The organism is Parolsenella sp. LCP21S3_E11, assembly GCF_052118165.1.
GTDB lineage: Bacteria > Actinomycetota > Coriobacteriia > Coriobacteriales > Atopobiaceae > Parolsenella.
This window is the reverse complement of sequence record NZ_JBQKHS010000001.1, coordinates 658977-680162: the sequence shown is the minus strand read 5'-3', so window position 1 is coordinate 680162 and position 21186 is coordinate 658977. Positions and strand designations below refer to the sequence as shown.

Here is a 21186-nt window from a genome sequence, read left to right as displayed (position 1 = left end):
CGCGTTTCCTAAGCGGCACTAGTCGATGCCCCAATCTGTCCCTCATAATGAAAAGACAGGCTGGGGCATCTATTCATTGGGAGTGATTCATCATGAGCGAAGCAGCCAAGTGGGCGCTCATCACGGGAGCAACGGGCGGGCTCGGCCACGAAATGGCAAGGCAGCTCGCAGCCAAAGGCTGGTCTCTCGTCCTCCATGGTCGCAACGCTGACGCCCTCATGGCCCTCGCCGGCGAGACGGCTCGCGAAGGAGCCATCGTTCGCACGGTAACCGCAGACCTCGCAACACCCGATGGCCCGGCCACACTCGTCGCCGAGGTGGACGCTCTTGGAATCGAGATCGAGCTGCTGGTGAACAATGCGGGGCTTGGCTATACGGCCCAGTTCGTCGAGAGTGACCTTGAGCGCCAACGCAAGCTCGTTCAGCTCGACGTCATAGCTCCGCTCGAGCTTTGCCATGCATTTGGCTCGCGCATGGCAGCGCACGGTCACGGCCAAATCATGAACGTCGCCTCCGTTGCAGGCGTCATGCCCGGACCTGGTATGAGCACATACTTCGCTTCGAAGGCCTTCGTACTCTCGCTCTCAGAGGCGCTTCATGAGGAGCTCTCCCCCAGGGGCGTGCAGGTCATGGCGCTTTGCCCCGGCCCGGTCAACACCCGATTTTGGGAAGTCGCGGAGAATGGGGCCACTCGCGCCCAGGCGCTATTCCTCACCCCCGAAGAGGTGTGCCGCATCGCCCTCGTTTCGCTCGCGCGCGGAAGGGCCGCCTGCGCCCCCGGGCTCCTGTCGAAGATCTGCTACGGATTCGGCCGTGTTGCCCCGTATATCGTGAGCAGGAAAGCGGCAGCGGCCCTTACCGGAAAGCGTGGTTAGAGGCTCAACCAAAGGGCAATTCGCGCGCGACCCATTCGCAAGCATCCCTACAAACCAAGGCCGAGAATAACGAGGCCCGACACGACGCCGATTGCGTAGAGCAAACCGAGGATCGCGGCGTTCTGTCGGGCATCCTCATTCGTGCTGAAAAGCACGAGGTAGCCGGCACCGCCAGCAACGAGCGTGCCCGCCATCATGGGCGCAAGCCCAAGAGCCCCGTCGAGATACAGCTGAGTGACGATGACACTCGCAGCGCAGTTGGGCACCATGCCAACGAGTGCGGAGCAGAACACCGCTAGCACGGCGTTGCTAGAGAGAAACGCGCTGATAGCGTCCTCCCCTACCCACTCAATAAGACCACCAAGAACAAGTGTGACGACGAAGATGAACGCGACCACCTGAGCCGTACGGTAAGCGGAGTTGATAAGCACCCATACGACAGCCTGGCCGCGAGTGAGGGGTTCGCCGCAGCCGCAATCGCAGGTGTATTGCGACGGATCGAAGTCATCCCCTTCGCTATTCTCCGCCTCGAACGATTCGGGCTCAGCAAGCTCTCCCCTGCCAAGGAGATGCAAGACTCCATCAACCGCAAAGCCAGCGACAAGGCCGATCGCCGCCTTACTAAGAAGGATACGGCCGAGGACAGCAGGGTCAACATGCTCGGCCACGAGCAGCGGCAGCATCTCGTCTGACGTCGACAGGATGACGGCAACAAGCGTGCCGAGCGTGACGAAACGGTCCGCGTAGAGCATGGCGCCAACGGCAGAGAATCCGCACTGGGGAATGACGCCGAGAACAGCGCCTATGGCAGGCCCGGCATGACCGGCACGCTGAATCGCGGAGGCAGCCTTGTCGCCAGCGAACAGCTCGAGAAGGCTAATGACGACGTACGTCACGAAAAGAAAAGGAATGAGGACGAGAGTGTCCTTCACGGCATCAAGCAGAACGTCGAGCACGAACTCCATTAATTAAAGCCCCTAATCCAGTAGGATTCAATTACGGATGGGCATGATAGACCCGTCAATATCTGAATGACTGCGCATATTTTTCACCGTGGAGAAGCGGTGACGAAGATATTGCGAAACGATAACGCGCGAGTTAGATAACTCTGTCGAATCAGTAACGTGCGCCCACGAGCGAGAGCAGGTCGTCAAACAAACGACTAGACGGAGAGCATAAACTCGAACGCCCGCAAACGGGACTCGAGGTGCGTTGCAGCCCATCTATGGCAAATGGCGAGCAACAGGGAGGAAGTCTGCACGTCGACAGGCACCTCGAGCAGCTGATCGAACGTGCTGCCCACGAGAGCCGCAAGCCAGCCAAGGGTGGCGGCATCCACCGGCTCCGCTCCTTCAATACTGCGCGCGCAGCTCTCACAGAGCGCCCCGCCTGCAGCGCAAGAAAATCGAGTCACCGCGGCGTCGCCACAAGCGACACACTCGTCAAAAACCGGCCTCCAGCCCTGGTGGGAGAGAACCTTGAGCGCATAGGCCCCTACTACGAGGTCGAGATGCGCTTGATCGGCGGCTTGTTCACACGCAAGTAGGGCTCGAGAGCAAATGGGGGCCAAGAACGGATCATGAGCGTCGGGAAAGCTCGTGAGCTTGGCGACCTCGCACACGACGCTCGCCGCACTCACGCGCTCTAGATCGCCGCGAAGGGCTTGATGCGGATTCGTAAGTTGTGCCTCGGCCACAACATCGAGGTTGCGACCCTGCGCGAGAAGCAAATCAAGCTCACAGAACAGCTGGACTCGTGCCGCGAGCTTGCCCCCGGGCTTGCGCGCGCCCTTCGCAACCGCGCGCCCCTGGGAGCCATCGTGCTCGAGAAGAGTGAGGATAAGATCGCTCTCCCCCAGCTTGGTCCTGTCGATAACTATGGCAGAGGTGTGCCTGGAACGACCTCGTGGCACGCTATTCCGCCGCCTCATAGCCTAGGCGGCGGATCTCGTTCTGGTCGCGGCGCCACTGCGGACGCACCTGCACGCGGAGCTCGAGGAACACCTTGCCGCCGAGCAGGCGCTCGATGTCGGGACGTGCAGTCATGCCGATCTTCTTAATCATCGAACCGCCCTTGCCGACGATGATGCCCTTCTGGCCATCGCGCTCGACAAGGATCGTGGCTGAGACGCTCGCGTGCCCATCCTTCTTCCAAACGATGTCGTTACAAACGACGGCAACGGAGTGCGGAACCTCATCCCTGCAGTTAAGCAGGACTTTCTCACGAATAAACTCGCTGACGAGGTCCTCCTCCGTGGCGTCCGAATCCATGCCCTCCGGGAACCACTTCGGCCCTTCGGGCAGTTTGTCGCTCACGAGACGGAGGAATGCGTCGACGTTAAAGCCCTCCGTGGCACTCGTCACGATGACGTCATCGAAATGCGCGAGCTTCTCAGCGGCCTCCAGCTGAGCCGCCATCTGCTCGGGCTTGGTGAGATCGGCCTTGGTGAGAACGAGGATCTTTGGCGCTCGGGCATGGTCGACATGCGCGCCAACCCACTCGTCACCAGTGCCGACGGGCTTGGTGCTATCAACAAGCATCGCGACGACGTCTACATCGGAGAGCTCGCCGAGCGCCGCACGGTTGAGCTCCTTGCCAAGGGCATCCTTCGGCTTGTGGAGGCCCGGGGTATCCACTATCACGATCTGGCTATCAGGCGTGTTGACAACGGCGCGAAGACGCTTGCGCGTGGTCTGCGCGACGGGGCTGGTGATGGCGAGCCTCTCGCCCATGCAGGCATTGAGCAGCGTGGACTTGCCAGCGTTGGGGCGACCGACGAGGGCGACAAAGCCACTACGGAATGGTTTGTTCTCAGACATGGGAATCACTCTCTAGAAGAACTTCTCGATTGCGGCGGACCCAAGAACGACAAGCCCCGCAATACCGACAAACAGGCATAAAATCCAAACCGCGGCAGCGGCGATATCCTTCGCGCGCCCGGCAAGCGGATGATACTCGGGACTCACGAGGTCAACGATGGTCTCGATGGCGGTGTTGAGCAGCTCGGCGCACAGCACGGCTCCGCAACACAAAAGAATGACGCCCCACCGTACGGGGTCAATCTCCAGGAACAGGCCACATACGACGGCGAAAGCGAAGCCTCCCAGCATGACCTTTATGTTGCGCTCGCTCGTGACAGCAAAACGAAAGCCCTGGAGGGCAAAGCCAAAGCTTCGCCAGAAGGTAGGGTGGTTGCGCTTTGACCCCGGAATCATGCTAGCCCTCCGAATTCTCAGGTGCCGAAGGGAGCGGGGTGTCGTCCGCATGGCGCGTGGTCGCGACGTGCCCGAGGTCGCGCCCGCACGCAAGAGCAAGGAGCCCGTCCTCGCGAGCCTCCATAACGCGAGCGTCCCCCTCTTCGATGTGATCATAGCCGAGAAGGTGAAGGAGCGAATGAATCGCCATGAGACGCGTCTCGTCCTCAGCCGAAGTGCCAAACTTCACAGACTGGGCCGCAAGGACGGCGGGAGCCATGGCGATATCGCCAAGCTCGCAGGGCTCTCCCGGAACAAGGTCTGGGTCATCCGGGCGTTCGCACTCAAGCGAGATGACGTCGGTCGGCGACTCAACGCCACGCCACTCTGCGTTGAGTTCCTGCATCGACTCCTCGCCCACGACACTCACGGAGACGGAGCAAGGCCGATCGATTCCCTCCTCATCGAGCACGAGGTTGAAGACTCGCTCGAGCTCTTCGCTCGAAATGGCAAGCTCGCTGCCGTCCTCCACGAACAGGGCAATGTCGACGCTCATGCAAGGCCTCCCTGTATACGAGACGAACGTGCCTCGGCGGCCTCATATGCTTCGACGATACGCGCGACGAGAGCGTGACGCACGATATCCGCGCGGCCAAGGTCAACGAACGCTATGTCCTCCACGCCTTCGAGGGCACGACGCGCACTCGTAAGGCCGCTGGGACCGTTGAGGTCGCGTTGAGACGCATCGCCGGTTACGACGAACTTACTGCGGAAGCCCATGCGCGTAAGGAACATCTTCATCTGCTCGGGCGTTGTGTTCTGGGCCTCATCAAGAATGACGAAGGCATCATTAAGCGTGCGGCCGCGCATGTATGCGAGCGGCGCTATCTCAATAACCCCCTGCTCGATGAGGGCGTTTCCCTTCTCCATGTCCGTCATGTCGAAGAGCGCGTCATAGAGCGGTCGAACGTAGGGGTCGAGCTTCTCCTGGAGGGTTCCCGGAAGGTAGCCGAGGGACTCCCCCGCCTCGACGACGGGACGGCAGAGCACGATACGGCCAACCTCACGACGCTTAAGCGCAGCCACGGCCATGGCCATGGCCAGGTAGGTCTTGCCCGTGCCAGCGGGACCAAGAGCGAACGTAAGCGTGTTCCTGCGGACGGCCTCGATATAACGACGCTGTCCTGCAGTCTTTGGCCTGAGGACACGGCCGCGATAGGTTAGGAGAATGTCATCGGCAAACGACGATTCCGTCTCGCCGGACGTTCGAGACCGCGAAAGGAGAAGGTCAACCTCGTCTGGGGAGGGTGTCTCCCCCAGAGAGACCATCTGGATAAGCTGCGAGAATATCGAAATAACGCGATTGGCCTCGACGGGCTCGCCCATGACGGAGACTTGATTGCCTCGCACCGTGATCGTTGCGTCCGTCATGGCCTCGATCCTGCGGAGGAGTGAGTCAGCAGGGCCCATGAGGGCTGTCATGTCGACGGAATCAGGAATGGTGAGTCTAACGAGAGACGGCTCCATGCTCCTCCTTTTTGTGCGTAGTCATCATCTAATGATACGTCACGACCTGGCGTCGAGAAGACCGGCGGGCGTAAGCCCACTTGGGACGACGCTAATAAGCTCGCCAAGGTGACCCTCGTCGACGACCACATCGACAAGCCCGCCCGTGACGCCGCGAGCATCATGCTCAACAAGAACAAGCTGCTCAGAACCTACGAGCGACTCGGCATACGAGCGACGAGACGCAGCCGCGCACTCGCGCATGAGACGTCCGCGCTCGGCACTCACAACGGGATCGACCTGACCATCCATACTCGCAGCCACGGTTCCCGGACGACGAGAGTAACGGAACACGTGCATCTTCGAGAAAGCGATCCTCTCGCAGGTGGCAAGGCTTTCAGAGAACTCCTCATCCGTCTCGCCAGGGAAGGCAACGATGAGATCGCAAGCGACGGCAACTCCAGGAAGCGCGGTGCGAGCGCGCTCGACGACCTCCTCGTACTCCGCAACCGTATAGGGTCTACCCATACGGGACAGCGTGGCGTCGCACCCGCTCTGGAGCGGGATGTGGAGGAATGGCGCGATCCTGCCCTCGCTGTTCGCCATTACGCGGAGAAGCTCGTCCGTGACACCCGCAGGTTCAATAGAGGAAAGGCGCAAACGGGCAACCTCGGTCTCTTCAAGGATGCGCACGAGAAGACCGGCGAGGTCGAGACCCTCGAACTCATAACGCCCGAGGTCAATGCCCGTAAGCACGATTTCTCGAGCACCGTCTTCGATGAGGCTGCGAACACCCGAGAGCACTTCGTCAGGCGAGACGGACCTTGCCGCTCCGCGAGCCTTCCAGACAATGCAGTAGGTGCAACGGTTGTCGCAGCCATCCTGAATCTTGAGACCCGGACGCATGCGGCCCGTAGGAGTCACGGAAGAGCCGTGAGAGCGCATGGCGCCAAGACCTCCCGAAGCGCAATCGACGCCAAGCTCGCTCAGGACTCGACCGGCGACAAGGGCCTTGTCTGCCTCGACGATGACGTTGGCGGCAAGAGCCTCGAGCTCGGGAGCAAAGAGGCTTGCCACGCATCCCGTGGCAAGCACGATTGGCTCCTGAGGAAGGCCGGCGGCATGGCGAACCGCCTTGCGAGCCTTTGCCTCGGCCTCGCCAGTCACCGCACAGGTATTGATGACAATGGCGTCCGCATCGTCCTCTTTGACGAGCTCGCAGCCGGCAGCCTCGAGTTCGCGCGCAATCGCATCGAGCTCGACGCGATTCACTCGACAGCCAAGGTTCGACATCGCCACGCGCGCTCGCGAGGAGCCGTTCCGCGTCACTTGCCGTGCCTTTCGCCGGACGCCTTCTTCGCAGACGCCGCGCGACCCGGACGCTTGCCGAAGAAGCCCTCATGGGAAGCCGTCTTGTCAGAGACGCGCTCGCCACGCGAAGCGGCGATGGCCCGCAAGGAATCAAGGTCCGCCTTCGAGAGATCCTGCGGCACGACGATGTTGACCACGACGACGAGGCTGCCCCTCTCGGAGCTGCCTTGACGCGGCATGCCGTAGCCCTCGACCTCGATGTGCTGTGCATGCTGACAGCCGGCAGGCACCTTTACCTCAACGGTCTCGCCCTCGAGAATACCCTCCACCTCGAGCGTGCAGCCACACATGGCCTCGAGCGCGGAGACGTCCTCGACGCAGAAGAGGTCATCGCCCTGGCGCTCGAAACGCTCATCCTCGCGAACTTCGATACGAACGACGAGGTCTCCAGAACGATCACCACGGATTCCAGCCTCGCCATATCCCTCGACCTTGAGGGACTGGCCGGAATGGACGCCAGCGGGGACATCGATCTTTACGGTCTCGTGATTGGGCGTGCGACCCTGTCCGCCACAGGTCTCGCAGGGGTGGTCGATGACCTTACCCGTGCCATGGCACTCCGGGCACTCGCTCTGGGTCTGCATCTGGCCGAGGATGGTGCGCTGGACGGTCACAACGCGACCGGTTCCGTGGCAGCGGGAGCACGTGGTGACCTTGCCACCTTCCGCGGCGCCGGTGCCATTGCAATCGTCACAAGGAGCAAGGCGATCGTAGGTGATGGTCTTGGTGACACCACGAGCCGCGTCCGCGAGGCTGACGCGAAGCGTGATGCCCATGTCGCGGCCCGCGGTACGAGCCGCCCTCCCGCCACCAGCAGAGGCTCCTCCCCCAAAGAACGAGGAGAAGATGTCATCCATGCCGAAGCCGCCGAAGATATCAGAGACGTCCGCGTAGCCACCACCGAAGCCGGCGGGGCCATCCGGGTCCCCGTAGCGGTCATAGTTAGCGCGCTTCTGCTCGTCAGAGAGGACGGAGTACGCCTCGTTGACCTCCTTGAAGCGCTCCTCCGCATCCGGGGCATCGTTTACGTCCGGGTGGAGGGTGCGTGCCTTCTTGATGTAGGCCCGCTTAATGGCTCGCGCGTCAGCGTCATGGTCAACGCCGAGGACCTCGTAATAATCAATCTTAGCTTCCACGCTCGTAATACTCGCTTCCCAACTCACTTGATCGAACCGAAGGCGGCACGCGCCGCCGAAGAAAACTAGCCAAGCCTCGCGGCGCCCGTATAGCCTGCGGTCCCAAGACCGCTCATGCACGAGACCATAAAGCTCATGAAGATGGCGACCGTCGCACCGTTTACGGCACCATTTACCAGATAGCTGACAGCGTTCTTCCACCAGCGGGAACCATGGTGCAGAAAGCCGCCGGACTTCAAGATCAGCCAGATGCCGATGCCACACAGAGGCAGCGAGAACACGACGGCAACCTCGACGAGCACCTTGACCGTGAGGCCGAGGATGATGAACGGCAACGCAAAGCCGATCATCTGGAAGCCCTGGGCCGCGCGAGGGCTGAGACGCTCGCTGGGCACGCCAACGCGGCAAACGAAGTCGCCGGACGAGAAGCCATTCGTGCCAGCGTTGCCCATGCCGCTCACGCGAACGGTGTCGCCGTCGTGGCTACCTGCGGGGATATCGATGACGACCTCGCTCGCAGAGAGGACGCGGCCGGAACCGCCGCAGGAGTCGCACGGATCCGCAACGACCTTACCCGACCCCTCGCACTCCGGGCAGACCATGTTCATGACGCCGATGCCAAAGAGGCTCGCGAGGTCCACCGAGATGTGGCCCGAGCCACCGCAAGTGGGACACGTCCTCGCGTGGTCAGTGTGCACGGAGCCCATGCCGTGACAGACCTCGCACGCGACGTAGCGCTGATAGGTAACGCCCTTGCGGCAGCCCTCCTTGGCCTGTTTGTCGTCGATGTCAAGCTGATAAACGACATCGCCGCCAGCCTGGGGATTGTAAGCGCGGCTGCGCGAACGAGCTGAGCGCTGCGAGCCAAACCCGCCGCCGAACGGGAAGCCCCAGAAGCCGCCCATGCCCCCAAAGGGGTCGCCCTGGGCACTGGGCGAGCCATAACCGCCGGAAGCGGCGAAGGGGTTGCCGGACTGCATGGCGTCATAACGGCGGCGCTTGTCGGGGTCAGAGAGCACGGCGTAGGCCTCGGAGACCTCCTTGAACTTCTCCTCGGCGTCAGGCTCCTTGTTGATATCAGGGTGAAGCTTGCGAGCCTTCTGCTGGAAGGCCTTACGAATCTGTTCCTCGGTCGCATCATGATCGACGCCGAGGATGGCGTAGTAGTCTTTATCGTTCATCGAGGCCATGGACTCGTGGTCTCCCGTCTCGTAGGCCCATCCCGGACTTTCCGGAAACACTAACGTTCAACATTCTACCCAAACATCACGGCAGCTCACAGACGATGCACGCATCTTCTGATAGTCTTGAAGCGTTTATGGCATAGCGCGGCGCGGCCGCACCCGAAACCAAGCCACCGCTACCAGGAGGTATCCAGATGGCAGAGTTCATTTATCAGATGTTCGAGGCTCGCAAGAGCGTCGGCGACAAGGTCATTCTCGATGACGTCACGCTCAGCTTCTTCCCCGGCGCCAAGATCGGCGTCGTGGGTCCCAACGGCATGGGCAAGTCCACGCTGCTCAAGGTCATGGCCGGCAGGACCGAGCTCACCAACGGCGACGCACGCCTCACCCCGGGCTACACCGTGGGCCTGCTCGAGCAGGAGCCCCCGCTCGACGAGAACAAGACCGTCATCGAGAACGTCCGCCTCGCCTTTGGAGACACCCTCGCCAAGATCGAGCGCTTCAATCAGATCAGCGTCGAGATGGCCGATCCCGATGCGGACTTCGACGCCCTCATGACCGAGATGGGCAAGCTCCAGGACGAGATTGACGCCGTGAACGGCTGGGACCTCGACTCCCAACTCACCCAGGCTATGGACGCCCTGCAGTGCCCGGATCCGGACATGCCGGTAAACGTGCTTTCCGGCGGCGAGCGTAGGCGCGTCGCCCTCTGCCGCCTGCTGCTCGAGGCCCCAGACCTGCTCCTTCTCGACGAGCCCACGAACCACCTCGACGCCGAGAGCGTCCTTTGGCTCGAGAAGTTCCTCAAGAACTATCCTGGCGCCGTCCTCGCCGTCACCCACGATCGCTACTTCCTCGATAACGTCGCCGAGTGGATCTGCGAGGTCGATCGCGGGCAGCTCTACCCCTACAAGGGCAACTACTCCACCTACCTCGAGACCAAGGCGGCTCGCCTCGAGGCCCAGGGCCAGAAGGAGGCTAAACTCGCCACGCGCCTCAAGAACGAGCTCGAGTGGGTTCGCAGCAGCCCTAAGGCCCGCCAGGCCAAGAACAAGGCACGTCTCGAGCGCTACGAGCAGATGGAGGCCGAGGCCCGCTCCGGCCGCACCGTCAGCGTGACTGACATCCGCATCCCCACCGGACCCCGCCTGGGCACGAAGGTTCTCGTCGCGGAGCACCTCTCAAAGAGCTTCGGCGACCGTGTCCTTATCGACGACCTCACCTTCGAGCTGCCGCGTAACGGCATCGTCGGCGTCATCGGCCCCAACGGCGTTGGCAAGTCCACGCTCTTCAAGATGATTGTGGGCGCCGCTGTGGCCGCTGGCGACAGCTCGCTCGCAAGCTCTGCCACCGAGGAGGCCACGAGCGGCTCCATCACGCTCGGCGAGACGGTCAAGCTCTCCTATGTCGATCAGATGCGCTCCGGCATTGATGGCGACAAGAACGTCTGGGAGGTTGTCTCAGGCGGCAACGACTTCATCATCGTGGGCAAGGACGAGATCAACTCCCGCGCCTATGTCTCCGCGTTTGGCTTCAAGGGCCCGGACCAGCAGAAGGCTGCCGGCGTCCTCTCCGGCGGCGAGCGTAACCGCCTGAACCTCGCCCTCACGCTCAAGCAGGGCGGCAACCTCCTGCTCCTCGACGAGCCCACGAACGACCTCGACACCGAGACCTTGGAGAGCCTCGAGGAGGCCCTGCTCGCCTTCCCCGGCTGCTCGGTCATCACCTCGCACGACCGTTGGTTCCTCGACCGAGTTGCCACTCACATCTTGGCTTGGGAGGGCACCGACGAGGAGCCTGGCCGCTGGCACTGGTTCGAGGGTAACTTCGATGACTACCAGCGCGACCGCGTGCGTCGTCTTGGCGAGGAGGCTTCCAAGCCCCACCGCATCCACAGGAAGCTCACCAGGGACTAGGCAAATCAGCATGGAAGGCAAGAGAGACCAGAGAAACATAAAGAGAGGCCGTTTCGCCTGGTTCCTCTCGCTAGGGTGTGTGCTTGTTGGCGCGATTAGCCTGCTGCTCGCGGTGGGCTCTCTCGTCATGACCGTCATGGGACCACTTGGAGCCATCGTCGGCGAGCGCGTTGCCTTCAACACGCCCCTGCAGCCAAAATGGGCAATAGAGATCGCAGGGAGCGCCCTTGTCACCATCGCCTATGCGTCTGCGTGCCTGGCTCTTGTCAGGCACGCAGACAAAGTGAGTGAGCGAGGGCTCATCTGCGCATTGTCTCTCATAGCACTGGTCTTTTGCACCTGGTGGATCTTGGACAACGCGACCGCCTACAACGGGTTCTCGGACTCAAGGCAGCTCACCCAATATGCCGAAGAGCTCGCAAAAGGCCAGTACTCTTCGTTCTTGCCCCGGGCAGACGCCTATGCAAATAGGCTTCCGGGAGACATGTACCTGTCCAACTATCCTTTCCAGTCTGGCATCCTGCTCATACTGGAGGGGTTCTTCAGGCTGTTCGGTACACGTGCCATCATGGCCTTCCAGTTCGCCAATGCGATCTCGTCCATCGCGACCTCGCTCGTAGTAATCGAAATGGCGAGGACCTCAGGCATGGATAAGCCCGCGCGGCTCGTCGTGGAGCTCTTGGCACTCACGTTCGCGGCGCCTCTCCTCTTCTGCGTGTTTCCCTACGGCAATGCATTGGGCCTCTGCCTATGCATGCTCGCGATGCTCCTATGGATGAAGTCTCAGTGCTCGAGCGGAGGAAAGGCAATCGCCCAACTCGTGTCAGGTGGATTGCTCCTCCTTGTCGGGCTCATCGCAAAGTCGACCTATATCCTGGTGGCGATCAGCTTTGTCATCGTCTTCGCCGTCGACTCGGCAAGGAAATCCCAATGGTGGCGCATCCCCGCGACCATCGTCCTGCTCCTACTGGCATCGCACCTCGCCGGCTCGATTCCCGTGTCGATTATGGAGTCAAGGTTGGGGGTCACGTTCCCAGACAACCAACCGAAGACGATGTGGATCGCGATGGGCCTCCGCCCGGACGGAGTCCTCGGAGAGGGCATGCCCGGATGGTGGAACACGTTCGCGCTCGACAGCCAGGTCAGAAACGAGGGCGATGTCGCGGCTCAAGAGCACGATGCAGAAGACTCGATTCGAGATTCTCTTGGCCACTTTGCGGAAGACCCAGCCTACGCCGCCTGGTTCTTCTCGAAAAAGGCTGCCTCCGAGTGGCTCGACCCAACATTCCAATCGCTCTACATCGCCTCAATCGGAACGATGAGGCCGGATGCCGCGCCGCAAGGCACCAATGCCCCGGACGGCCGCTACGATGCATGGGACGTCAGCTTCGCCCATGGTTGGATATGCAGGGCTCTTCTCGTCGTCATGGACGGTTTCCAGACGCTTATCTACGCTGGCGCGGCAGTCGGAGCGTTCTCGCTTGCAAAGAAGTCTAGAGAAGGAGGGCAGAGCGCCCTAGAATACGCTCTGCCCTGCACGTTCTTCGTTGGCTTCTCGGTCTACCTGCTCTGGGAGGCAAAGGGCATGTATGCCATGCCCTTCTTCCTCTGCCTAATCCCGCTGGCAGCACGAGGAATCATCTGCGTCGGAGAGGTCCTTACAAGTCGCCTTGCATCCAAACCTTGCCCGTAAGGGACCAGTTGGAGAAGTCGAGGGCGTCGCCGTTGATGACCCACTCGTTCATCTGGGTCTCTTGCACGCCGTCATAGATCTCATCAACGAAATAGCGCGGGCGATCGGCGTTTTCGGGGATATCGAAATACGTTGTCCCCTCGCCGTAGGCAGATCCGTCGCCACCCATCGCCTGAAGAACGGTCGGCTGGAAGTCGATGTGGCTCACGGGGGCCTCGGAGACCTTGAGGGGGCCGGTGGCTCTGGCGGGCTTCACCAGGCAGATGGGCGAGATGGGGTTGGTCAGGCCGTCTGCCCGCTTGTTGACGGGAGAGCCGTGGATGCCCGAGTTCCAGTATCCGTGGTCTGCGGTGACGATGATGGTGGTGTCATCATAGGCGCCGAGCCTCTTGAGCTCGTCGAAATACCACTGGAGGATCGTGAAGGTGCCGCGGGTCTGACGGACCATGTCCGTGCCGCCCTCGGGCTGGTTCATCTCCTCGTCATACGTGAAGGGTACGTGGGCGCCGTTGAGGTGGATGAACTTGAAAGAACCGTCGGACTCCGTGTCCTCGGAGACGGTAAGGCCGCGCTCGCAAAGCTCGCGGTAGTACGCGCCGTCGTCGAGAACGTACGGAGAGGACGCATCGCTCTCGGGACCCGTCCCGGAGGCCGAGCCACCAAGAACCGCCTGGTTCATGTCGTCCGTGTAATACCAGAATGCGGGCTTCGCGACCCATGGCGCGTTGCGATAGAGGGCAACCTTGTAAAGGATTAAGACCGTACCGAGGGCGTCAACCCTTCTGTCGCTCGAAGACTTGATGTTGACCGTTTGATCGCCGACGATCTGCTTGTCGCTGTAGAGGCAATCGGCGTAGAGCGACACCGAGTAATTCTGCGCACGCATGTCCGAGACGAAACTGCTGCGCGTGAAGCGCGTGTCGATGTAGTGCTGGTAGTCCTCGCCGCCCTGGAGCATCTGGCCGGAGACGAGGAAGGGGACGCCATAGGCCGTGGGGATCATGGAACCGACGGAGTTCCTGAAGTAGGTGAAGCCCTCATATCCCTCGAGGGTGTCGGGATACTGCTCGAGAACGCAGTCGAACTCCTGTGTGTCGACGGTGTCGATGCAAAAGACCACGACGTTGCTCTTGCCGGAGACCTCGAACAGGCCAGCCTTCGTGACCATGTAGTCCGAGGGCGTGCCGAAGACCGCGTGCTTGATGGGACGGGCGATGGAGATGCCCTGGACCAGGATGAGGACGACGGCGACGGAGGCGAGCGAGAGGCGGCCGAGCGCCGGGGCCCTCACGACGACCGCAACGGCTACGGCGACGAGGGTGCCCCAGACGATGACGCCGATAATCATCTTCGACGAGAAGCTCGCCCAGGCGACCTCGCGGCCGTCCGCCACCGGCAGGCCGCCGTTCAGGAGGAGCGCCTGTACGAAACCCGCGACGCCAAGCGCGAACACGATGGCGACGAGCACGTCATAGGCCTTACCGCGCGCGCAAGAGATCGCGAGGGCGATGACGCTCCCGATGACGAAGGCCGACCCCACGAGCAGGGCCCACACGTCGCGGATCGTGAAGAAGAGGCTGTCCGTGTTGCCGTCGACGAGCTCGAAGGAGGGGGCGACGAAGAGCGTGAACATGAAGAAGGCCATCGCGAGCAGCGCGACGGCAAAGCGCTTGGGCCAGGTGAGCGGGGCGCCGTCAAAGGCCCCGCCAGTCGGCTCCCTGAGCGTCGTGGGGGCAGACATCGCATAGTCCGGGAGAGAGGTGGCGTCTACCTCGCTCACGCGCGTCTCGACGGTCTTCCCGGCATTCTCGTCGACCTTGAGCATCCTCAGAACGACACGACGCAGACGCCTCCAGGCAACGCCAATCACAGCAGATAGCGCGACGGCGACACCAGCAAGCGCCTGGATCGTATAGGTCATGACACTCGGGTCCACATAGGCATACGCGGGAGTCGCGAGCGACGCAAACACCAATCCCGCCCCAAAGGCGAAGAAGAGAAGGTCAAAGCAAAAGACGGCAAGCCTCTTAGAGGTCCTCATCTCGCTCCTCCCGGGCATCGCGGGCGTCCTCTTCCTTAGCCTCAACGTCCTCGCCGGCGCGTGCATCCTGGCGCTCGAGGATCTTGTCGAGCAGGTAACGGCCGGCTGCCTCGCCGCCATGGCCGAGGTTGAAGATCATACGGGAGCGAACCTCCTCGATGCGGTCATGCCAGGCGTCGGGGTTAGCGATCATCTCCGCGATGATGTCAGGCAGCTTCGAGAGGTCATTCGGGGAGACGGAGCGACCAACCTCGTTGCGCAGCGAGATGTCCGTCGGCTCGATGCCGAGCTCCTGCCAATCCGGGTTGCTCACCTTCATAGGGGTGTCAATAAACACACTGGGCTTGAGCGTCACGAGCGAGAACTCGCAAAAGACGCTCGACCAGTCAGTCATGAGAACGTCAGCCTCAAGAATCGACTCGCTGGAAGAGAAGTCCTGCTCGAAGTAAAGGTCCTCAGCAGGAACATCCGCATAACGGGCCTGGAGGGCCTCCCAGCGAGCACGGAATCGCTTCGTGTACTCGGGGTGAGGGCGCACCACGACGCGCCAACCACGACCAAGCAGCGGGCGAATGACGTCGTCGGCACAGAGATCGAGGATGTTATCCTCCTGCCAAGACGGGGCGATGAGGATGCTCGGACGAGACTTCGCCTCGTGATCACGTGCCTGGTAGGCGGCAATCTGACGATCGAGCAGGTCATAGCCGATCTCGGGAAGCTCCTTGGCGGGCAGGTTGCGGAGCTTCTCCGCGGCACGAACCTCGTCACGCTGATGCGGGCCCACGCAAAGAAGAGCGTCGTAGTTGTCATATGCCTCGCGTCGAGCAGTGAGGATCGTCGAGGTCATATGGTGGAACATAAACGCGTAGAAGGCATCCTTCTTCACGTAGGAGCGCTTGATGTAGAAGTTATCGAGGTCCTCGAGCGTCATGACCACGACGTCCGCGTCCATCTTCATCATGAGGGTGATGAGGCGTTTCTCGCCGATGTAATACGGGAGAACGCGCGGATGGCTCTTCGCGTACTCGAAGACCTGATCGTCCGGGTCTCCGGTGACGTAGTGGATGCAGACATCAGAGTTCGAGAGAAGCCACTCGATGGCACCTTGGAAGTAACGCCAGAAGCCGCTGCGCTCGGAATAAAAGACGACGTGCTTGCCCACGATAGAGAAGAATCGCTTGTAATCCGCCTTCTCGCGCTTGGCGAGCGGGTCGGGCTTCCACCAGGGGCCCTTCTTCTTGGAGAGGTTGTTAAGCTCCGCGAGCTCGGCCTTAGAGGCAGCGAGATCCTCGTAGTCGACGTACTTCGCCGGACGGATGATGAGGTTGCACGCGGCCTGGACCACGACGGACAGTAGGTTGGAGCACACCCAGTAGAAGGCCATGCCCGCAGCGACGTAAATGCCCAAGAAGAACGAGAGCGCGATAGACAGGCCATTGGTCGAGTTCTTCTCGGCGGTGGACTGCTCGCGCTGGAGCGGGTTGATGTGGTTGGAGGCCACGCCCATGACGACGGCGGAAAGCGTCGCGAGGATGGGCATGATCCAGGAAGTTCCGCCGTCCTCCATGGGAACGAGGCCGAGGAACTCGGTACCAGCGGCACCCGAATCCGTGATGGCATGGATCACGTCCACGAGGCCGAACAGGATGATGACCTGCACGGCAAGAGGAATGAGCGAGAGCAGCGGGTGGTAGTGATACTCGCGGTTGAGCTCGCTCTGGCGCTCGCCGATCTGCTCCTGATCGCCGAAGTACTTCACCTTCACGCGGTTGAGGGCAGGCATCATGCGCACCATGATGATGGAGTTCCACTGGCACCAAAGCGACAGCGGCATGAGGACCACCTTCACAATGAGCGTGAAAAGGAGGATGGTGAGCCACCAGTTCTGCGTGAGGTCATAGCACGGACGCATGACGGCCATGAAGATGTCTGTGATCCACGAAAGCACGGCTATCTCCCAATTCGATGCCGGAATACCGGCAGCTTTTGACAACTTAATCAGAATAGCCGTTTATATTGTCCCAGGTTGTTCACGTGTTTACTCAAATCGGGCAGCGTGAACCGCAGCAATAGTCCTCAACATTAGGGACGCAGAGGACGACATCTAGCCTTCGCTCGCAAGGTTCCAAAGGGGACCATATAGCTCGTTGCCGAGCAACCACCCTTTTTTGGTCGGAACGAGCGAGCCACAATCGGCCGCAACGAGGAAACCGTTGCCGATAAGGGCGGAGAAGCACTCCCCCACACGGTCTTCTCCAAGAACATGACGGGCGCGCGCCTGAAGCGCGGTGGGGATTCCGTCAGTCATCCTCGCGGCTAGCATGAGGTCCTCGGCCATGGCCTCGGTCTCGGTCATCTGCTCGACTTCAAAGCTAAGCTCGGCAAGGGAACGCGCCCGTGCGTATGCGCGAACGTCATCCGACGACGTGAGCCTGAAGCGCCAGGCGCCATCCGAAGGAGCCGGAAGGGAGGACACCACAGCTCGAAGGGCTTCGTATTCGGGCAGGCTCAGCATGCTAGCCGCGGAGACTCCGAGGCCAAGGTACGGGACGCCCGTCCAATAGGCGATGTTGTGCTGGCAACGCTTCCCGGGCTGGGCGTAGCTCGCAACCTCATATCGCGAATATCCAGCGGACTCGAGGACGTCGAGCGCAGCCTCCATATCATCTGCCTCTGTATCGTCCGAGGGCCAGGGAACCTCGCCAGACTCGCACATTCGCTCGAGCGGCGTGCCGGCTTCGATCATGAGCGGGTAGCAGCTCACATGCCCGACGCCAAGCTCGACTGCCTGCGCGAGGGACTTGTGCCAGGACTCCGGAGTCTGGAAGGGAATTCCGCACATAAGGTCAAGGGACACGTCGAGACCCGAAGCCACGGCGGCGGCCACGCGATCAGAGGCAAGCCCGGCCGTATGCACGCGACCAAGGCCCCGGAGCTCGCGGTCATCAAAGCTCTGGATGCCGATAGAGACGCGCGTCGCCCCAGAGGCGACAGTGGCACCGAGGACTTCGACAGTCAAAGACTCGGGGTTTGCCTCAAAGCTCAGCTCGCAAACGGACGAAACCGAACGAACGGCCGAAACGAGCGAAGAGAGGCTCTTGGCACCAAGCATCGTCGGCGTGCCACCGCCCAGGTAGGCGGTCTGGCACTCCGCAAGAAATCCGAGCTCGCGGGCCTCTTCTACCAGGTTCTCGAGCGAGGACGCATAGGCCGCCATAAGCGGGTCATCATGACGGGTCGCCGCCGTCGAGAAATCGCAATAGCGGCAACGCCTCACGCAGAAGGGGACATGGAGATAGAGCGCGCCTACGCCGGCAGAGGGACGTGGCGTCACAGCGTTGCCTCGAGCTCGTCGGCGAGGGCAAGGTAGTCCGCGACGTCACGGCAGTGCATCGCCCTCTCGCGCCACGCCGCGGCTTCGGGAACGCCGCGGAGATACCATCCGGCCAGGCTGCGAGCGCGGGCCATATGCGCGCCCGTCGCAACGAGTAACCGGACATGAAGCCTGAAGGCGGCGAGCCGCATCCTAGGCTTGACCTCGGTCTCGCCCTCTCCTGCAAGCACGCGGCGAGCGTTGCCGAAAATCCAAGGGTCGCCATAGCTTCCGCGTGCCACGAAGCAGGCAGCAGCACCCGTATCAGACAGCAGGCGAGCGGCGCGAGCGGCGTCTAACGCGTCACCAGAAGCGATGACGGGTACGCTCACCGCGTCAACGACCTCCGCTATCGCGGCAGGATCTGACTCGCCGCGATACATCTGGGACGCCACGCGCCCGTGGACGGCAATGGCGGACGCACCAGCCGCCTCCATAGCGCGAGCAAAGTCAGGACCCACAATCTTGCCGGGCGTGCGACCAACGCGGATCTTGACGGTAACCGGAACGTCGAGAGAATCGACAAGCGTGCGAACGATCTTTGCGGCGAGCTCGGGCTCATCAAGAAGCGCAGAGCCAGCTCCCCCCTTTGTCACCTTGGGGACGGGGCAGGCCATGTTAACGTCGACGAGCGCGAGGCGATCGCCGACACGCTCGGCCACCAGAGGCGCCGCCTCGCGGAAGTGCTCCGGGTCAGCGCCGAAGAGCTGCACGGCAAGATCCGGCTCGGCCTGGTTGGGCTCAACGAGCTGCCAGGTCTTCTCGCTCTTATAGTGGATACCCGTCACGGAGACCATCTCGGTGTACGCGATGGCGGCGCCACCCGCGCGTGACATGATCCTATAGGCAGAATCCGTGACACTCGCCATGGGAGCCATGAGAAACGGGTTGGCGGAAAGCCGGTCCGCAAGGGAACCGGCCTCGCTGCCGGCAAAAGGAGCGGGCGGCCAGGACAGGCCCGCGGAAGCGGCGCCCTCCTCCATGACGCGAGCAGCGGCATCGCTCATCGCGAGCGCGCGCTGCTCGTCCGTGCGAACTGAAGAACGTGCCACTATTCGTCCACCTTGAGAATCGCCATGAAGGCCTCCTGCGGCACGTCGACCGAGCCGATGGCCTTCATGCGCTTCTTGCCCTCCTTCTGCTTCTCGAGAAGCTTGCGCTTACGCGAGATGTCGCCGCCGTAGCACTTGGCGAGGACGTCCTTGCGCATCGCCCTGACGGTAGAGCGCGCGATGATCTTGTTGCCGATGGCACCCTGGATAGGCACCTCGAACTGCTGGCGCGGGATGATCTCCTTAAGCTTGTCGCAGAGACCGCGAGCGAGCGTATAGGCCTTGTCCTTGTGGACAATGAACGACAGTGCGTCGACCTCGTCGCCGGACAGCAGGATGTCGAGCTTCACGAGGTCGCTCGGGCGATACTCGGAGAACTCGTAGTCAAGCGAGGCATAGCCCTTCGTGCGACTCTTGAGCTGGTCGAAGAAGTCGAGGATGAGCTCCGCGAGGGGCATGTCGAACTGCATCTCGACGGACTTCTGCGTGAGGTGGACCATGTTCGTCGTGACACCGCGGTGTTCGATGGCAAGCTGCATGACCGCGCCCGTGAACTCAGGCGGGCAGATGATCTTCGCCTTGAGGTAGGGTTCCTCGATGTGATCAATGCAGGTGACGTCAGGGAGGTCCTGGGGGCTGCGGACGCCCACCATCTCGCCGTCAGTCTTGTACACGTGATAGTCGACCGAGGGGCTCGTCGCGATGAGGTCGAGGTTGAACTCTCGCTCGAGACGCTCCTTGACGACCTCCATATGGAGGAGACCGAGGAAGCCAACGCGGAAACCAAAGCCAAGGGCCACAGAGGTCTCGGGCGTCCAGACGAGTGACGGATCATTGACGTGGAGCTTCTCGAGGGCGTCGCGAAGGTTCTCGTACTCTTTGTTGTCCACCGGGAAGAGTCCGGTGTAGACCATGGGCTTCGCCTCGCGATAGCCCGGCATGGGGGCGTCGCAGGGCCTCTCGGCAAGCGTGATGGTGTCGCCGACACGCACGGCCTCGGGGTCCTTGAGACCCGTGACGACGAAGCCGACCTCGCCCACGCCAAGCTCGCCGACGAGGGTCTCGGCGGGACGCTTGACGCCCACGCCATCAGCCAAGAAGCGCTCTCCGCCCTGCATCATGAGGAGGTCGTCGCCCTTGGCGATGTGACCGTCGAACACGCGCACGGTGGCAACAACGCCACGGTACTCGTCAAAGTAGGAGTCGAGAATCAGCGCCTTAAGCGGAGCGTTGTAGTCTCCCTTGGGAGGTGAGATAAGAAAGACAATCGACTCGAGAAGGTCATGGATGCCCTCGCCCGTCTTGCCAGATACGCAAACGGCGTCATCGGCAGGAATGGCGAGTTCATCCTCAATCTCCTCCTTGACCTCCTCCGGATGGGCGCTCGGGAGGTCAATCTTGTTGATCGCAGGAACGATATCGAGGTTGGCGTTCATGGCGAGGCTGGCATTGGAGACCGTCTGTGCCTCGACGCCCTGGGTGGAGTCGACGACGAGAACGGCACCCTCGCACGCGGCAAGGGAACGCGAGACCTCATAGGTGAAGTCGACGTGACCAGGAGTGTCGATAAGGTTGAACTGGTAGGTCTCGCCATCATCCGCGTCATACATCACGCGAACGGCGTTGCTCTTGATCGTGATGCCGCGCTCGCGCTCGATATCCATCGTATCGAGAAGCTGCGACTCCATGTCGCGCTCCTCAACCGTACGAGTGAGCTCGAGGATACGGTCCGAGATGGTGGACTTGCCATGGTCGATGTGAGCGACGATGGAGAAGTTCCTGATGTGGGATGTGTCTGTAGTAGTCATGTGGACGATGATACCGCATGCGCGCGAAAAGCAGCGG

The 21186-nt window shown here is 61.6% G+C and carries 17 protein-coding genes; 3 read left to right on the top strand and 14 right to left on the bottom strand.

Annotated features, from left to right (window positions below; genetic code table 11):
* The first annotated feature begins 92 nt into the window (after positions 1-92).
* Positions 93-875, top strand: a complete 783-nt coding sequence (locus ACTQ1Z_RS02970; protein WP_441858593.1) for an SDR family NAD(P)-dependent oxidoreductase — start codon at positions 93-95, stop codon at positions 873-875.
* A 47-nt stretch (positions 876-922) separates the two neighbouring features.
* Here the strand turns inward: ACTQ1Z_RS02970 and ACTQ1Z_RS02965 are convergent, their stop codons facing one another.
* From ACTQ1Z_RS02965 to ACTQ1Z_RS02925, 9 genes are all read right to left on the bottom strand, one after another.
* Positions 923-1840, bottom strand: coding sequence for a putative manganese transporter (locus ACTQ1Z_RS02965; protein ID WP_441858591.1), 918 nt, complete (start codon positions 1838-1840; stop codon positions 923-925).
* Positions 1841-2037: 197 nt separating this feature from the next.
* Positions 2038-2787 (bottom strand): DNA repair protein RecO, encoded by a 750-nt coding sequence (gene recO, locus ACTQ1Z_RS02960; protein WP_441858589.1) that lies wholly within the window; start codon positions 2785-2787, stop codon positions 2038-2040.
* Position 2788: 1 nt separating this feature from the next.
* On the bottom strand, positions 2789-3694 hold the full coding sequence (gene era / locus ACTQ1Z_RS02955) for a GTPase Era (protein ID WP_320680526.1): 906 nt from the start codon (positions 3692-3694) through the stop codon (positions 2789-2791).
* A 12-nt stretch (positions 3695-3706) separates the two neighbouring features.
* A complete protein-coding gene (locus ACTQ1Z_RS02950; protein ID WP_293834555.1) occupies positions 3707-4090 on the bottom strand; it encodes a diacylglycerol kinase family protein in 384 nt (127 codons plus the stop codon).
* 1 nt (position 4091) lies between these two features.
* The gene (gene ybeY / locus ACTQ1Z_RS02945) at positions 4092-4625 is read right to left on the bottom strand and encodes an rRNA maturation RNase YbeY (protein ID WP_320680527.1); all 534 of its coding nucleotides are present in this window, start codon (positions 4623-4625) and stop codon (positions 4092-4094) included.
* A complete protein-coding gene (locus ACTQ1Z_RS02940) occupies positions 4622-5596 on the bottom strand; it encodes a PhoH family protein (RefSeq protein WP_441858586.1) in 975 nt (324 codons plus the stop codon). The genes ybeY and ACTQ1Z_RS02940 overlap by 4 nt, the downstream gene beginning before the upstream one ends.
* A gap of 39 nt (positions 5597-5635) precedes the next feature.
* Positions 5636-6868 carry a MiaB/RimO family radical SAM methylthiotransferase gene (locus ACTQ1Z_RS02935; protein ID WP_441858790.1) on the bottom strand — a complete coding sequence of 411 codons (1233 nt, stop codon included), beginning with the start codon at positions 6866-6868 and terminating at the stop codon, positions 5636-5638.
* A gap of 32 nt (positions 6869-6900) precedes the next feature.
* A complete protein-coding gene (gene dnaJ, locus ACTQ1Z_RS02930; RefSeq protein ID WP_441858584.1) occupies positions 6901-8082 on the bottom strand; it encodes a molecular chaperone DnaJ in 1182 nt (393 codons plus the stop codon).
* Positions 8083-8147: 65 nt separating this feature from the next.
* Positions 8148-9272, bottom strand: coding sequence for a DnaJ domain-containing protein (locus tag ACTQ1Z_RS02925; protein WP_441858582.1), 1125 nt, complete (start codon positions 9270-9272; stop codon positions 8148-8150).
* Positions 9273-9460: 188 nt separating this feature from the next.
* On the opposite strand from ACTQ1Z_RS02925, the gene ettA reads away from it, so the two are divergent.
* Both ettA and ACTQ1Z_RS02915 read left to right on the top strand, forming a co-directional pair.
* A complete protein-coding gene (gene ettA / locus ACTQ1Z_RS02920; protein WP_441858580.1) occupies positions 9461-11182 on the top strand; it encodes an energy-dependent translational throttle protein EttA in 1722 nt (573 codons plus the stop codon).
* The gene (locus ACTQ1Z_RS02915; RefSeq protein ID WP_441858578.1) at positions 11097-12875 is read left to right on the top strand and encodes a hypothetical protein; all 1779 of its coding nucleotides are present in this window, start codon (positions 11097-11099) and stop codon (positions 12873-12875) included. Before ettA ends, ACTQ1Z_RS02915 begins: the two co-directional genes overlap by 86 nt.
* Here the strand turns inward: ACTQ1Z_RS02915 and ACTQ1Z_RS02910 are convergent.
* From ACTQ1Z_RS02910 to lepA, 5 genes are all read right to left on the bottom strand, one after another.
* Positions 12841-14916, bottom strand: a complete 2076-nt coding sequence (locus tag ACTQ1Z_RS02910) for a sulfatase-like hydrolase/transferase (RefSeq protein ID WP_441858576.1) — start codon at positions 14914-14916, stop codon at positions 12841-12843. The genes ACTQ1Z_RS02915 and ACTQ1Z_RS02910 overlap by 35 nt on opposite strands.
* Positions 14903-16864: a membrane protein insertase YidC gene (gene yidC / locus ACTQ1Z_RS02905; protein WP_441858574.1), complete on the bottom strand. Its 1962-nt coding sequence runs from the start codon at positions 16862-16864 to the stop codon at positions 14903-14905. Before yidC ends, ACTQ1Z_RS02910 begins: the two co-directional genes overlap by 14 nt.
* Before the next feature lie 156 nt (positions 16865-17020).
* Complete coding sequence (gene hemW / locus ACTQ1Z_RS02900; protein WP_441858572.1) at positions 17021-18250, bottom strand: radical SAM family heme chaperone HemW; 1230 nt, start codon at positions 18248-18250, stop codon at positions 17021-17023.
* A complete protein-coding gene (locus tag ACTQ1Z_RS02895; protein WP_441858570.1) occupies positions 18247-19341 on the bottom strand; it encodes a tRNA dihydrouridine synthase in 1095 nt (364 codons plus the stop codon). The genes hemW and ACTQ1Z_RS02895 overlap by 4 nt, the downstream gene beginning before the upstream one ends.
* Positions 19341-21149: a translation elongation factor 4 gene (lepA, locus tag ACTQ1Z_RS02890; RefSeq protein WP_320679364.1), complete on the bottom strand. Its 1809-nt coding sequence runs from the start codon at positions 21147-21149 to the stop codon at positions 19341-19343. Before lepA ends, ACTQ1Z_RS02895 begins: the two co-directional genes overlap by 1 nt.
* Positions 21150-21186 lie beyond the last annotated feature (37 nt).